The organism is Stenotrophomonas sp. CASM110, assembly GCF_049384345.1.
Taxonomy (GTDB): domain Bacteria; phylum Pseudomonadota; class Gammaproteobacteria; order Xanthomonadales; family Xanthomonadaceae; genus Stenotrophomonas; species Stenotrophomonas muris.
Genome location: NZ_JBMRGI010000002.1, coordinates 1 through 13,987 on the forward strand (window position 1 = coordinate 1; position 13,987 = coordinate 13,987).

Sequence of the window (13,987 nt, forward strand, 5' to 3'; positions counted from 1 at the left end):
CCCGCCCGCCGCCCGGCCACTACCACAGGGCCTTACGACCAGTCGTACGAGAACAGCACGGTGCGGCTCTCCGGCTCGTACAGCATCACGATCGCATCGGCGCCTGTGGCGCACCAGTTGTAGCCGGCTACGCCGGCCACGGCGAAGAACTTGTTGCCGTTGCGGGTGATGATCACCGTTTCGGCATCGTCCGCAGCGTTTGGGTCATCGGCAGCGTCGGTGAAGCCCAGTTCGAAGGCCGCGGGAATCTCCGCGGTCTCGGTCCAGTTGCCGAAGCCTATCGGTCCGCCCAGCGTATCCAGGTAGTCGCGTTCGCTGGCCTCACCCTTGCCGTAGCGCGAGTAGCAGGCGAGACGGCCGTGCGCGGCATGGTAATCGCGGGCCTTGGCGTAGCTGTCGCGCATCTGCGCGATGTGCTCCTGCGCATCCTTGTCCTGCACCGCCTCGCCGATGAAATAGCCCTCATTGCCGAGGAAGCGCATCTCGTTGCCGGCGGTCAGTTCGAAGGCGATCCAGTTGGTGCCGGTGAAATCGTTGTGGTGTTCTTCGGTGGTCTCGCCGATGCAACCGTCGTACGGCTCGATCGGGCACAGCATCGTCGCCACCTGGCCGGCCAGTTCCGGCCGCAGCACGCCCAGGTCAATCTTCAGCAGCGGCAGCAGGTGCTGGCCGAGCCAGGCCTGGTCAGCGGGAAAGACGTCGGTGGGGAAGGGGACCATGCCGGGCAGCAGGTCGCGCAGTTCAGTCTGGTGGATCATGTCAGTCCATTGAATGGGATCGGTAGTGCCGGCCGCTGGCCGGCAACCTCATTGCAGCCAAAGCGTGCCGACCAAGGTCGGCACCTGCCAGGGCGCGTCAAGTGGAGGCGCTGCGGATCGCCTCCGGCAGCGGCGCGCTCTTGCCGGTCTGCGTATCCATCCACACCACCACCACGTTGCCGTCGGAATACAGCTTCGACGCGTCCTGCTGGTCGACGATGCGGTGGCCGATGGTCACGCTGCTGTTGCCCAGGCGCTCGACGAACAGCTCGACCAGGATGTCGTTGGGCCACACGATCGGCAGCCGGTAATTGACGTTGGTCGCGGCCACCACCGGTGCGATGCGGTCGGTCATCGATACGCCGTCCACGCCCAGCATCCAGCGCACGCGCGCTTCTTCCAGGTAGGAAATGTACTTGGCGTTGTTGACGTGGCCCATGCTGTCCATGTCACGCCAGCGCACGCTGATCGGGATGCGGGCCAGGATCTTGTGTTCGCTGCTCATCAGGCGTCCTTCTTCTTCGATGTGCTCTTGCTGGCCTTGCCGGTGCTCTTGGCGGCCGCGGCCTTCTTGGCAACCTTGGCCGGCTTCTCAGGCTTCACCTTGCGTGGCGGGCGGGCGTCGGGCTTGTTGGCCACGGCGGCCGGCTGTTCCGGGCGCGCGCTGGTGGACGGCAGCATGCGCGCCAGGAACTGGCCGGTATACGACTGCGGACAGGCCGCCACGTCTTCCGGCGTGCCGGTGACCAGGATGGTGCCACCGCGGTGGCCGCCTTCCGGACCCAGGTCGACGATCCAGTCGGCGGTCTTGATCACGTCCAGGTTGTGCTCGATCACCACCACCGTGTTGCCTTCGTCGCGCAGCTTGTGCAGCACGCCCAGCAGCGCTTCGATGTCGTGGAAGTGCAGGCCGGTGGTCGGTTCGTCGAGGATGTACAGGGTGCGGCCGGTATCGCGGCGCGACAGTTCCTTGGACAGCTTCACGCGCTGTGCTTCACCACCGGACAGCGTGGTCGCGCTCTGGCCCAGCTTGATGTAGCTCAGGCCGACGTCGACCAGGGTTTCCAGCTTGCGTGCGATCGACGGCACCGGTTCGAACAGCTTCAGTGCATCCTCGACGGTCATTTCCAGCACGTCGTTGATGTTGAAGCCCTTGTACAGGATCTCCAGCGTCTCGCGGTTGTAGCGCTTGCCATGGCAGACGTCGCAGGGCACGTATACGTCCGGCAGGAAGTGCATCTCCACCTTGATCAGGCCGTCGCCCTGGCAGGCTTCGCAGCGGCCACCGCGCACGTTGAAGCTGAAACGGCCCGGCGAATAGCCACGCGCACGCGCTTCGGGCACCTGTGCGAACAGTTCGCGCAGGGGGGTGAACAGGCCGGTGTAGGTGGCCGGGTTCGAACGCGGGGTGCGGCCGATCGGTGACTGGTCGATGTCCACCACCTTGTCGAACAGGTCCAGGCCATCGATCTCCTTGTACGGGGCGATCGGGTGCGAGGAACCGTTGATCTCGTTGGCGGCCAGCGAGAACAGGGTGTCGTTGATCAGGGTGGACTTGCCGGAGCCGGACACACCGGTCACGCAGGTCAGCAGGCCCGACGGAATCGCCAGGTCCACACCCTTGAGGTTGTTGCCGCTGGCCCCGCGCAGGTGCAGGGTCATCTTCGGGTTCGGCTTGTGCCGGCGCGCGGGGATCTCGATCGCGCGCTTGCCCGACAGGTACTGGCCGGTCAGCGAGCGCGGTGCCTCCAGGATGTCCTGCAGGGTGCCCTGGCCGACGATCTCGCCGCCATGCACGCCCGCGCCCGGGCCGATGTCCAGCACGTAGTCGGCCAGGCGGATCGCATCCTCGTCATGCTCGACCACGATCACCGTGTTGCCGAGGTCGCGCAGGCGGGTGAGGGTGCCGAGCAGGCGCTCGTTGTCGCGCTGGTGCAGGCCGATCGACGGCTCGTCGAGCACGTACATCACGCCGACCAGGCCGGCGCCGATCTGGCTGGCCAGGCGGATGCGCTGTGCCTCGCCACCGGACAGGGTGTCGGCCTTGCGTTCCAGGGTCAGGTAATCCAGGCCCACATCGACCAGGAAGCCGAGGCGCTCACCGATTTCCTTGACGATCTTCGCGGCGATCTCGCCACGCCAGCCCGGCAGGCTCAGTTCGCTGAAGAATTTCAGCGCCTCGTCGATCGGCAGCACCACCAACTCCGGCAGCGGGCGGTCGGCCACGAACACGTTGCGTGCCGCTTTGTTCAGGCGCGCGCCATGGCATTCCGGGCACGGCTGTTCGCTGATGTACTTGGACAGCTCTTCGCGCACCGCCGGCGATTCGGTTTCCTTGTAGCGGCGCTCGAGGTTGGGAATGATGCCCTCGAAGCGGTGCTTGCGCTGGGTGCGGCCACCGGCTTCGGTGAAGTAGGTGAAGGTGATCGCCTCATCGCCGCTGCCGTACAGCACGGCCTGCTGCACGTTCTGCGGCAGCGAGTTCCATGCCGCGTCGACGTCGAACCGGTAGTGCTTGGTCAGCGAGGCGATCAGCTGGAAGTAATAGGCGTTGCGACGGTCCCAGCCGCGCACCGCGCCGGCGGCCAGCGACAGCTCGGGATGCACCACCACGCGCGAAGGATCGAAGAATTCGGCCATGCCCAGGCCGTCGCAGCCGGGGCACGCGCCCATCGGTGCGTTGAACGAGAACAGGCGCGGTTCCAGCTCCGGCAGCGAGTAATCGCAGACCGGACAGGAGTACTTGGAGGAGAACAGCGTCGGCGAAGCGTCGGCACTGTCCAGGCTCTGCACCGAGGCCATGCCGTCGCCCAGCTTCAGCGCGGTTTCGAAGCTCTCGGCCAGGCGCTGCTTGATGTCCTCGCGCGGGCGGAAGCGGTCGATCACCGCCTCGATGGTGTGCTTCTGGCGCAGCGCCAGCGGCGGCACCGCATCGATTTCATGCAGCTCGCCGTCCACGCGCACGCGCACGAAACCCTGCGCGCGCAGCTGGTCGAACACCTGGGCATGCTCGCCCTTGCGGTCGCGGATGACCGGGGCCAGCAGCATGTAGCGCTGTTCCGGGTCCAGGGTCAGCACCTGGTCGACCATCTGGCTGACCGTCTGCGCCTTCAGCGGATAGCCGTGGTCCGGGCAGCGCGGGGTGCCGACGCGGGCGTACAGCAGGCGCAGGTAGTCGTAGATCTCGGTGATCGTGCCGACCGTCGAACGCGGGTTGTGCGAGGTCGACTTCTGCTCGATCGAGATCGCCGGGGACAGGCCCTCGATGTGGTCCAGGTCCGGCTTTTCCATCACGCTCAGGAACTGGCGCGCATAGGCCGACAGCGACTCGACATAGCGGCGCTGGCCTTCTGCATAGATGGTGTCGAACGCCAGCGAGGACTTGCCCGAGCCGGACAGGCCGGTGATCACGATCAGCTTGTCGCGGGGCAGGTCGAGGTCGAGGTTCTTCAGGTTGTGCGTCCGCGCGCCGCGGATGCGGATGAAATCCATCGCCATGGGGGATCCGGTTGTGGGGGCGTTGGCTGGGTGCCGGGCCAGCAGGGAACGGCAATCGGTCAGCCTACCGAGGTGACCAGATGGGGGCAATGGGCGACAATGCCAGCCCGATGTCTCATCTGGTGAGACAGGCCGTCAGGCAGGGGTCAGATCCCTTTTCACGGGGTGAAAAGGGATCTGACCCCGTTCCGGAGCCGTCCTCCCGCGGCATTCGGGGGTTGACTTGACCCGCGCCCGCTGATCTGCGTACAATTCCGCTCCTGTCCGCCCTCGATGGCGGCAGCTCAGACCACAATAACTACAGAGGAAGGCCTGGTCATGTACGCAGTACTGGTCACCGGCGGTAAGCAATACCGCGTGGCGCAGGGCGAAAAGCTCCGCATTGAAAAGCTCGAAGTCGAAGTCGGCAGCGAGATCAAGTTTGACAACATCCTGATGCTGGGTGACAGCGACGGCGTGAAGCTGGGCGATGCGCTGAAGGGCGCTGCCGTCACCGCCAAGGTCCTGTCCCAGGGTCGTGCTGACAAGGTCCGGATCATCAAGTTCCGTCGCCGCAAGCACCACATGAAGCGTCAGGGTCACCGTCAGTACTACACCGAAATCGAGATCACCGGCATCGCCGGCTAAGCATCAGGAGAAGCAGTCATGGCACATAAAAAGGGCGTAGGCTCCTCGCGCAACGGTCGCGACTCCAACCCGAAGTACCTGGGCGTCAAGATCTTCGGCGGCCAGGCCATCGAAGCCGGCAACATCATCGTGCGTCAGCGCGGCACCCAGTTCCACCCGGGCACCGGCGTTGGCCTGGGCCGTGACCACACCCTGTTCGCCCTCGTGGACGGCAAGGTGGAGTTCTCGGTCAAGGGCGCCAAGAAGCGTCGCACCGTCAGCATCGTCTCGGCCGACGCCTGATCCAGGCATCGCCGGCACCCGTGCCGCGGCATGGCCGTGCTGGATGAAGAGCACGCTGCATGGAGAGCCCCGCTTCGGCGGGGCTTTTCGTTAGAGTTGAAGCAAGACCGGCTGGGCCGGGTTGCCGGCCCGCGGCCGGCATGACATTCAAGGTGGCGGCCAACAGGTCGCGCCCATCGCAGGCATCGAAACAATGAAACTGGTAGACGAAGCAGAAATCGAAGTGTTCGCCGGCAACGGCGGCAACGGCTGCATTGGCTTCCGTCGCGAGAAGTTCATTCCGCTCGGCGGCCCGGACGGCGGCGACGGCGGTGCGGGCGGCAGCGTGTACATCCGCGCCGACGAAAACCTGAACACCCTGGTCGACTTCCGCCATGAGCGTATCTTCAAGGCGCAGCGCGGCGAGAACGGCATGGGCCGCCAGGCCTATGGCAAGGGCGGCGAAGACCTGACCATCACCGTGCCGGTCGGCACCGTGGTCATCAACGTTGCCACCGATGAAGTCATCGGCGACCTGACCCAGCACGGCGACCGCCTGCTGGTGGCCAAGGGCGGTCGCGGTGGCCTGGGCAACATGCACTTCAAGAGCTCGACCAACCGCTCGCCGCGCCAGGCGCTGCCAGGCGAGCCGGGCGAAGAGCGCACGCTGAAGCTGGAGCTGAAGCTGCTGGCCGATGTCGGCCTGCTGGGCTTCCCCAACGCCGGCAAGAGCACCCTGATCCGTGCCGTTTCGGCGGCAACGCCGAAGGTGGCCGATTACCCGTTCACCACGCTGTACCCGAACCTGGGCGTGGTGAAGGTGGAGAACCACCGCAGCTTCGTGATCGCCGACATTCCGGGCCTGATCGAAGGTGCTGCGGACGGCGCCGGCCTGGGTGCGCAGTTCCTGCGCCACCTGCAGCGCACCCGCCTGCTGCTGCACCTGGTGGACATCTCGCCGATGGAAGGCGGCGTGGAGGGCATTTCGCCGGTGGAGCAGGTGCGTGCGATCGAACGCGAGCTGGAGAAGCACGATCCGGAGCTGCTGAACAAGCCGCGCTGGCTGGTGCTGAACAAGGCTGACCTGATGTTCGAAGACGAGGCGCAGGCCGCGGCCGAGCAGATCGTCGCCGAGCTGGGCTGGAAGGAGCCGTGGTTCCTGGTTTCCGCGCTGGGCCGCGAAGGTACCTTCCCGATCATGAGCCGGATCATGGCCTTCTTCGATCGCCAGAAGGAAGACGAGCTGGAAGCCCGCAACGCGCAGTGATGCCGTTGTGGTTCCATGCGGAAAACCCGGCTTCGGCCGGGTTTTTCATTTGGTAGTGCCGGCCGCTGGCCGGCAATCCCGGTAAACCGCAGGCAACAAAAAACCCGGCCGGGGCCGGGCTTTTGTCTGCTGCCCAACCCCGAAGGGCAGGGCGGCAACGCCGGATCAGGCGGCCTTGAGGGCCTTGATGCGGTCGTTCAGGCGGCTCTTGTGGCGAGCAGCCTTGTTCTTGTGGATCAGGCCACGCGCGCTGAAGCGATCCAGGATCGGCTGGGCAACGGCGAAGGCGGCTTCGGCGCCGGCGGCATCGTTGGCGTCCAGCGCCTTGATCACTTTCTTGACAGCGGTGCGCAGCATCGAGCGCTGAGCCACGTTGCGCGCGTTGCGCACGACGGTCTGCTTGGCGCGCTTCTTGGCGGACTTGATATTGGCCACGGTGGTGGTTTCCTGAAAAAATCGGTGTTATGGGAACAGCAAGCTAGCTAGTATGATGGCCCGAGAAATGCACGTCAAGTCGATTGTCAAGAGGGACGCTGAGTGAGTTCACCGAAGATGTTGCGGGGCCTGCTGTCGTTCAGCAGCATGACCATGGTCTCGCGGGTTCTCGGACTTGTCCGGGATCAGGTGATCACTACCACGTTCGGCACCAATGCGGTTACCGATGCGTTCTGGGTTGCCTTCAGGATACCCAATTTCCTGCGCCGGTTGTTCGCGGAGGGGTCCTTCTCCACCGCCTTCGTGCCGGTGTTCACCGAGGTGAAGGAGACCCGCAGCCACGCCGAACTGCGTGAGCTGATGTCCCGGACCGCCGGCACCCTGGGCGGGGTGCTGATGCTGGTCACCGCCCTGGCGCTGATCTTCGCGCCGCAGCTGGCGGTGGCATTCTCAAGTGGTGCTGACACCGACCCGGTCAAGCAGACCCTGCTGGTCGACCTGTTCCGCCTGACCTTCCCGTTCCTGCTGTTCGTGTCGCTGACCGCGCTGGCCGGCGGTGCGCTGAACAGCTTCCAGCGCTTCGCGATGCCGGCGCTGACCCCGGTCATCCTCAACCTGTGCATGATCGCCGGTGCGCTGTGGTTGGCGCCGCGACTGGGCGGCACCCCGGAGAAGCAGATCCTGGCGCTGGGCTGGGCGGTGCTGGCGGCCGGCCTCCTGCAGCTGCTGTTCCAGCTGCCCTCGCTGAAGGGCATCAACCTGCTGACCCTGCCGCGCTGGGGCTGGAACCATCCGGGCGTGCGCAAGGTGCTGACGCTGATGGTGCCGACCCTGTTCGGTTCGTCGGTGGCGCAGATCAACCTGCTGCTGGATACCCTCATCGCGGCCAAGCTGACCGACGGCTCGCAGTCCTGGCTGTCGCTGGCCGATCGCTTCCTGGAGCTGCCGCTGGGTGTGTTCGGCGTGGCGCTGGGCACGGTGATCCTGCCGGCGCTGGCCCGCCACCATGTCAGCACCGACCGCGAGGGCTTCTCGCGCTCGCTGGACTGGGGCCTGCGCATGACCCTGCTGATCTCGGTGCCGGCGATGCTGGGCCTGGTGCTGCTGGCCGAGCCGCTGATCGCCACCCTGTTCCAGTACCGCCAGTTCACCGCGTTCGATACCCGCATGACCGCGCTGTCGGTGTATGGCCTGAGCTTCGGCCTGCCGGCGTTCGCCCTGCTCAAGGTGGTGTTGCCGGCCTTCTACGCCCGCCAGGACACCAAGACCCCGGTGCGCGCCGGTGTTGCCGCGCTGGTGGCCAACATGGTGTTCAACTTCGCCCTGCTGGCCGTGCTGTACCAGGTGATGGTGCCGGACGAGCTGAAGGCACAGGGCGTGATGGCGGCCATCGGCAAGCAGCCGGGCCTGCACCTGGCGCTGGGCATTGCCAGTGCGCTGTCCAGTTACCTGAACCTGGGCCTGCTCTGGTACTGGCTGGGCAAGACCGACGTCTACCAGCGGCGGCCGGGCTGGGGCGGCTATCTGGTGCGGCTGGGGGTGGCCTGCGTGGCCATGGTCGGCGTGCTGCTGGCCCTGCTGCACTGGGTCCCCGACTTCACCGGCATGGACAAATGGCACCGTATCGGTGGCCTGATGCTGCTGGTCGGCGGCGGCGGCGCGACCTACGCGGTGGCCATGCTGGCGATGGGCTTCCGCCCGCGCGACCTGCGCGGGCATTGATCGCGGTCCGTGGCGGCTATACTTCAGGGTTACACCATTGAAGCGGCGGCCCCGGTCGGGCCGGAACGAGAGTTGATGAGCAGGCTGTTCAGAAGCGTCGAGGGCGGGGAGCTGTTCCCCAACGGAAGCGTGGTCTGTATCGGTGCATTCGACGGCCTCCACCTGGGCCATCGTGCGCTGGTCCGCCACGCGGTTGCCCGCGCGCGCGCCTTGGGCGTGGCCGCAGTGGCCGTGGCATTCGAGCCGCTGCCGCGTGAATTCTTCGCCCAGGGCGCGCCGCCGCCGCGGCTGACCCTGGCGCGCAGCAAGGTCGAGATCCTGCGCGAGCTCGGCGTCGATGCGATCGGCCTGCTGCGTTTCGACGCGGTGATGGCGGCGATGCCGGCCGAGACCTTCGTGCGCCGGTTGCTGGTGCACCGGCTGGGCGCCCGCGAAGTGTGGATCGGGCCCGAGTTCTGCTTCGGCAACCGCCGCCGCGGTGATCTGGCACTGCTGCAGGAGATGGGCGCCGAACTCGGCTTCACCGCGGGCGAGATCGAAGCGGTGGACCTGCATGGCGAGCGCATCTCCAGCACCCGCATCCGCCAACTGCTGCAGGAGGGCGATTTCGCCCGCGCCAACGACCTGCTCGGCCGCCCCTACGCGATCAGCGGGCGGGTGGTGCGCGGGCGCCAGCTCGGCCGTACGCTGGGCTTCCCCACCGCCAACCTGCGCTTCCCGAAGACCCCGGCACTGTCGGGCATCTACGCGACTTGGGTGCACGGCGTGTTCGACCAGCCCTGGCCTTCGGTGTCCAGCTTCGGTACGCGGCCGACGGTGGAGGGCGTGGAGCCGCTGCTGGAAGCCCACCTGTTCGATTTCCAGGGCGACCTGTACGGCCGCCACATCGACGTGGAGTTCGTCGCCAAGCTGCGCGACGAAGAGAAATTCAATGATCTGGCGGCGCTGACCGACCAGATGCACCGCGACGCCGAACAGGCGCGCGCCATCCTTTCCGAACATAGATTGCGAGCCACTGCGTGAGCCAGGACTACAAGACCACCCTGAACCTGCCAGCCACCGAATTCCCGATGCGCGGCGACCTGCCCAAGCGCGAGCCGGGCATTCTGGCGCGGTGGGAAGAGCAGGGGCTCTACCAGCAGCTGCGCGACAACGCCGCCGGCCGCCCGCTGTTCGTGCTGCATGACGGCCCGCCATACGCCAACGGCCGCATCCACCTGGGCCACGCGGTCAACAAGATCCTGAAGGACATCATCGTCAAGTCGCGCTACCTGGCCGGCTTCGATGCGCCCTACGTGCCGGGCTGGGACTGCCATGGCCTGCCGATCGAGATCGCGGTCGAGAAGAAGTGGGGCAAGGTCGGCACCAAGCTTGACGCCGTCGAATTCCGCCAGAAGTGCCGCGAGTTCGCCGAAGAGCAGATCAACATCCAGCGCGTGGACTTCAAGCGCCTGGGCGTGACCGGTGACTGGGACAACCCGTACAAGACCCTGAGCTTCGATTTCGAAGCCAACGAGATCCGCGCGCTGGCCAAGGTCGTGGCCAACGGCCACCTGGTCCGCGGCGCCAAGCCGGTGTACTGGTGCTTCGACTGTGGCTCGGCGCTGGCCGAGGCCGAGATCGAGTACCAGGAAAAGGAATCGCCGGCGATCGACGTCGCCTACGCTGCACGCGATGCGCAGGCCATCGGCCAGGTGTTCGGCGTGAGCGTGCCGGTCGACGTCGAAGTGGCCGTACCGATCTGGACCACCACGCCGTGGACGCTGCCGGCCTCGCTGGCGGTGTCGCTGGGCGCGGAGATCAACTATGTGCTGGCCGAAGGCCCGGCCCACAACGGCAAGCGCCGCTGGCTGGTGCTGGCCGCGGCCCTGGCCGAGCGCGCGCTGCAGCGCTATGGCGTGGACGAAGTGGTGCTGCATGGTGAAACCACCGGCGCTGCGCTGGAAAACCAGCTGCTGGCGCATCCGTTCTACCCGGAGCGCGAGATCCTGGTGCTCAATGGCGACCACGTCTCCGACGAGGACGGTACCGGTGCGGTGCACACCGCCCCCGGCCACGGCCAGGAAGACTTCGTGGTCAGCCAGAAGTACGGCCTGCTGGACAAGTACAACGCTGGCCAGGTCACTCCGATCGACGGCCGCGGCGTGTACCTGGAATCGACCCCGCCGGCCGGTGACGTGGTGCTGGCGGGCCAGCACCTGTGGAAGGCGCAGGAGGCCATCGTCGGCGTGCTGCGCGACAACGGTTCGCTGCTGGCGTTCCATCCGATCCGCCACAGCTACCCGCACTGCTGGCGCCACAAGACGCCGGTGGTGTTCCGCGCCACCCCGCAGTGGTTCATCTCGATGGACAAGGCCAACCTGCGCAACGATGCGCTGGCCGCCATCGACACCGTCGGCTGGTTCCCGACCTGGGGCAAGGCGCGCATCCAGAGCATGGTCGACGGTCGCCCGGACTGGACCATCTCGCGCCAGCGCACCTGGGGCGTGCCGATCGCACTGTTCACCCACCGCCAGACCGGCGAGATCCATCCGCGTTCGGTGGAGCTGATGCAGCAGGTCGCCGACCGCGTCGAAGCCGAGGGCATCGACGTGTGGTATTCGCTGGACGCCGCCGAACTGCTCGGTGCCGACGCGGCCGACTACGAGAAAGTCACCGACATCCTCGACGTCTGGTTCGATTCGGGCGTGACCCATGAAGGCGTTCTCGCCGCGCGTGGCTTCGGCAAGCCGGCCGACCTGTACCTGGAAGGGTCCGACCAGCACCGCGGCTGGTTCCAGTCCTCGCTGCTGACCGGCGTGGCGATCGACAAGCGCGCCCCGTACAAGCAGTGCCTGACCCACGGCTTCACCGTGGACGAGCACGGCCGCAAGATGTCCAAGTCGCTGGGCAACGGTATCGAGCCGCAGGACATCATGAACAAGCTGGGCGCGGACATCCTGCGCCTGTGGATCGCCTCGGCCGACTACAGCAACGAGATGTCGCTGTCGCAGGAGATCCTCAAGCGCAACGCCGACGCCTACCGCCGCCTGCGCAACACCGCGCGCTTCCTGCTCGGCAACCTGGACGGTTTCGACCCGGCGCTGCACCTGCAGCCGCTCGAGCAGATGGTCGCGCTGGACCGCTGGATCGTGCATCGCGCGTGGGAGCTGCAGGAGAAGATCAAGGCGGCCTACGACGGCTACAACATGGCCGAGATCGTGCAGCTGCTGCTGAACTTCTGCAGCGTGGACCTGGGCTCGCTGTACCTGGACGTGACCAAGGACCGGCTGTACACCATGCCGACCGATTCGCACGGTCGCCGTTCGGCCCAGAGCGCGATGTACCACATCGCCGAAGCGTTCACCCGCTGGGTGGCGCCGATCCTGACCTTCACCGCCGACGAGCTGTGGGGCTACCTGCCGGGTGAACGCGCCGGCCACGTGCTGTTCACCACCTGGTATGACGGCCTGGCGCCGTTGCCGGCCGATGCCCAGCTCAATGCCGCCGACTTCGACCAGCTGCTGGCCGTGCGCGAGCAGGTGGCCAAGGTGCTCGAGCCGATGCGCGCCAACGGTGCGATCGGTGCGGCGCTGGAAGCGGAGATCACCATCGCCGCCAGCGAAGAACAGGCCGCGCGCTGGCAGCCGCTGGCCGATGAACTGCGTTTCCTGTTCATCAGTGGCGACGTGCAGGTGCGCCCGGCGACCACCGACGAGGTGTTCGTCAGCGCCCAGCCGACCACCAAGGCCAAGTGCGTGCGCTGCTGGCACCACCGCGCCGACGTCGGCAGCAACGCCGACCATCCCGAGCTGTGCGGCCGTTGCGTGAGCAACGTGACCGGCGCCGGCGAAGTGCGGAGCTGGTTCTGATGGCCGCGCCCCGTCCGCATCCGAACGCCCTGGTCTGGCTGCTGCTGTCGGTGGCCATCATCGGCCTGGACCAGTGGTCCAAGGCCTGGGTGCTGTCCAGCCTGCCGGAGTTCCAGCCGGTGGTGGTCATCGACGGCTTCTGGAACTGGTACCGCACCTACAACACCGGCGCGGCATTCAGTTTCCTGAGCGACGCCGGTGGCTGGCAGAAGTACTTCTTCACCGCGCTGGCGATCGCCATCAGCGGGCTGATGGCGTGGTGGCTGCGCGGCACCGCCCGCGGCAACTGGAAGGCCGCGGTGCCGTATGCGCTGATCATCGGTGGCGCCATCGGCAACGTGATCGACCGCCAGGTGCACGGCCACGTGGTCGACTTCATCCAGTGGTACGTGGGCAGCTACACCTGGCCCTCGTTCAACATCGCCGACTCGGCCATCGTGGTGGGTGCCGTCGGCATCGCGCTGTTTGGCCTGTTCGACGGCAAGTCCGCCAAAAAGGCGGATAATGCCAACCCGAAACCGTAAGCCGGCTGCCGCCGGGAGACTGAACTGATGGATGTGCTGCTCGCCAACCCGCGTGGTTTCTGTGCCGGTGTCGATCGTGCGATCGAGATCGTCAAGCGCGCGATCGAAACGCTGGGCGCGCCCATCTATGTCCGCCATGAAGTGGTGCACAACCGCTTCGTGGTCGACGACCTGAAGCAGCGCGGCGCGATCTTCGTCGAAGAGCTCGACGAGGTTCCGGACAACAACACCGTGATCTTCAGCGCGCATGGCGTGTCCCAGGCCGTGCGCCAGGAAGCCGAGCGCCGTGGCCTGAAGGTGTTCGACGCCACCTGCCCGCTGGTGACCAAGGTCCACTTCGAGGTCGCCCGCCACTGCCGTGCCGGCCGTGACGTGGTGCTGATCGGCCACGCCGGTCACCCGGAAGTGGAGGGCACCATGGGCCAGTGGAACCGCGAAGCCGGGACCGGGCAGATCTACCTGGTCGAGGATGTCGAGCAGGTCGCGACGCTGCAGATCAACCAGCCGGAAAACTTCGCCTACACCACCCAGACCACGCTGTCGGTGGATGACACGCGCGGCATCATCGATGCGCTGCGCGAGCGGTTCCCTGCGATGCAGGGCCCGAAGAACGACGACATCTGCTACGCCACGCAGAACCGCCAGGATGCTGTGCGCGACCTGGCCAAGCGCTGCGACCTGGTGCTGGTGGTCGGTTCGCCGAACAGCTCCAACTCCAACCGTCTGAGCGAGCTGGCCCGCCGTGAAGGCGTGGAGTCGTATCTGATCGATGGTGCGCACGAGATCGACCCGGCATGGGTGGCAGGCAAGCAGCACATCGGCGTGACCGCCGGCGCCTCGGCGCCGCAGGTGCTGGTCGATGGCGTGCTGGCGCGCCTGGCCGAGCTGGGCGCCACCGGCGTGGGCGAGCTGGACGGCGAACCGGAATCGATGGTGTTCGCGCTGCCGAAGGAACTGCGCCTGCGCCTGGTCGACTGAGCGCGGAAGGACGTCTGCAGGGTACGGCCCGCCACTACCCGGTGTGGGTGCGAACCGAAACTGATC

12 protein-coding genes are annotated in these 13,987 nt (G+C 66.5%); 8 read left to right on the forward strand and 4 right to left on the reverse strand.

What is annotated here, in order from left to right:
- Positions 1 to 32: 32 nt before the first annotated feature.
- The 3 genes from VG561_RS01385 to uvrA form a co-directional block, all read right to left on the reverse strand.
- Complete coding sequence (locus VG561_RS01385; RefSeq protein ID WP_014646370.1) at positions 33 to 758, reverse strand: hypothetical protein; 726 nt, start codon at positions 756 to 758, stop codon at positions 33 to 35.
- A gap of 97 nt (positions 759 to 855) precedes the next feature.
- On the reverse strand, positions 856 to 1,263 hold the full coding sequence (locus tag VG561_RS01390; protein WP_032956469.1) for an acyl-CoA thioesterase: 408 nt from the start codon (positions 1,261 to 1,263) through the stop codon (positions 856 to 858).
- The gene (uvrA, locus tag VG561_RS01395) at positions 1,263 to 4,256 is read right to left on the reverse strand and encodes an excinuclease ABC subunit UvrA (RefSeq protein WP_423179294.1); all 2,994 of its coding nucleotides are present in this window, start codon (positions 4,254 to 4,256) and stop codon (positions 1,263 to 1,265) included. Before uvrA ends, VG561_RS01390 begins: the two co-directional genes overlap by 1 nt.
- A 318-nt stretch (positions 4,257 to 4,574) precedes the next feature.
- Between uvrA and rplU the strand changes: the two genes are divergently transcribed.
- From rplU to cgtA, 3 genes are all read left to right on the forward strand, one after another.
- The gene (gene rplU, locus VG561_RS01400; RefSeq protein ID WP_005408557.1) at positions 4,575 to 4,883 is read left to right on the forward strand and encodes a 50S ribosomal protein L21; all 309 of its coding nucleotides are present in this window, start codon (positions 4,575 to 4,577) and stop codon (positions 4,881 to 4,883) included.
- Positions 4,884 to 4,901: 18 nt separating this feature from the next.
- Positions 4,902 to 5,165 carry a 50S ribosomal protein L27 gene (gene rpmA / locus VG561_RS01405; protein ID WP_005408558.1) on the forward strand — a complete coding sequence of 88 codons (264 nt, stop codon included), beginning with the start codon at positions 4,902 to 4,904 and terminating at the stop codon, positions 5,163 to 5,165.
- Positions 5,166 to 5,358: 193 nt separating this feature from the next.
- Complete coding sequence (gene cgtA / locus VG561_RS01410; protein ID WP_014646373.1) at positions 5,359 to 6,411, forward strand: Obg family GTPase CgtA; 1,053 nt, start codon at positions 5,359 to 5,361, stop codon at positions 6,409 to 6,411.
- A 165-nt stretch (positions 6,412 to 6,576) separates the two neighbouring features.
- Here cgtA and rpsT read toward each other — a convergent pair whose 3' ends face one another.
- Complete coding sequence (gene rpsT, locus VG561_RS01415) at positions 6,577 to 6,846, reverse strand: 30S ribosomal protein S20 (protein WP_005408560.1); 270 nt, start codon at positions 6,844 to 6,846, stop codon at positions 6,577 to 6,579.
- A 117-nt stretch (positions 6,847 to 6,963) separates the two neighbouring features.
- On the opposite strand from rpsT, the gene murJ reads away from it, so the two are divergent.
- The 5 genes from murJ to ispH all read left to right on the forward strand — a co-directional run bounded on the left by murJ (position 6,964) and on the right by ispH (position 13,921).
- Positions 6,964 to 8,568: a murein biosynthesis integral membrane protein MurJ gene (gene murJ, locus VG561_RS01420; RefSeq protein ID WP_126412567.1), complete on the forward strand. Its 1,605-nt coding sequence runs from the start codon at positions 6,964 to 6,966 to the stop codon at positions 8,566 to 8,568.
- A gap of 75 nt (positions 8,569 to 8,643) precedes the next feature.
- On the forward strand, positions 8,644 to 9,591 hold the full coding sequence (locus VG561_RS01425) for a bifunctional riboflavin kinase/FAD synthetase (protein ID WP_126411837.1): 948 nt from the start codon (positions 8,644 to 8,646) through the stop codon (positions 9,589 to 9,591).
- The gene (gene ileS / locus VG561_RS01430; protein ID WP_423179295.1) at positions 9,588 to 12,419 is read left to right on the forward strand and encodes an isoleucine--tRNA ligase; all 2,832 of its coding nucleotides are present in this window, start codon (positions 9,588 to 9,590) and stop codon (positions 12,417 to 12,419) included. Before VG561_RS01425 ends, ileS begins: the two co-directional genes overlap by 4 nt.
- The gene (gene lspA / locus VG561_RS01435; protein ID WP_032956391.1) at positions 12,419 to 12,943 is read left to right on the forward strand and encodes a signal peptidase II; all 525 of its coding nucleotides are present in this window, start codon (positions 12,419 to 12,421) and stop codon (positions 12,941 to 12,943) included. The genes ileS and lspA overlap by 1 nt, the downstream gene beginning before the upstream one ends.
- Positions 12,944 to 12,970: 27 nt before the next feature.
- Positions 12,971 to 13,921 (forward strand): 4-hydroxy-3-methylbut-2-enyl diphosphate reductase, encoded by a 951-nt coding sequence (gene ispH, locus VG561_RS01440; protein ID WP_005408565.1) that lies wholly within the window; start codon positions 12,971 to 12,973, stop codon positions 13,919 to 13,921.
- Positions 13,922 to 13,987 lie beyond the last annotated feature (66 nt).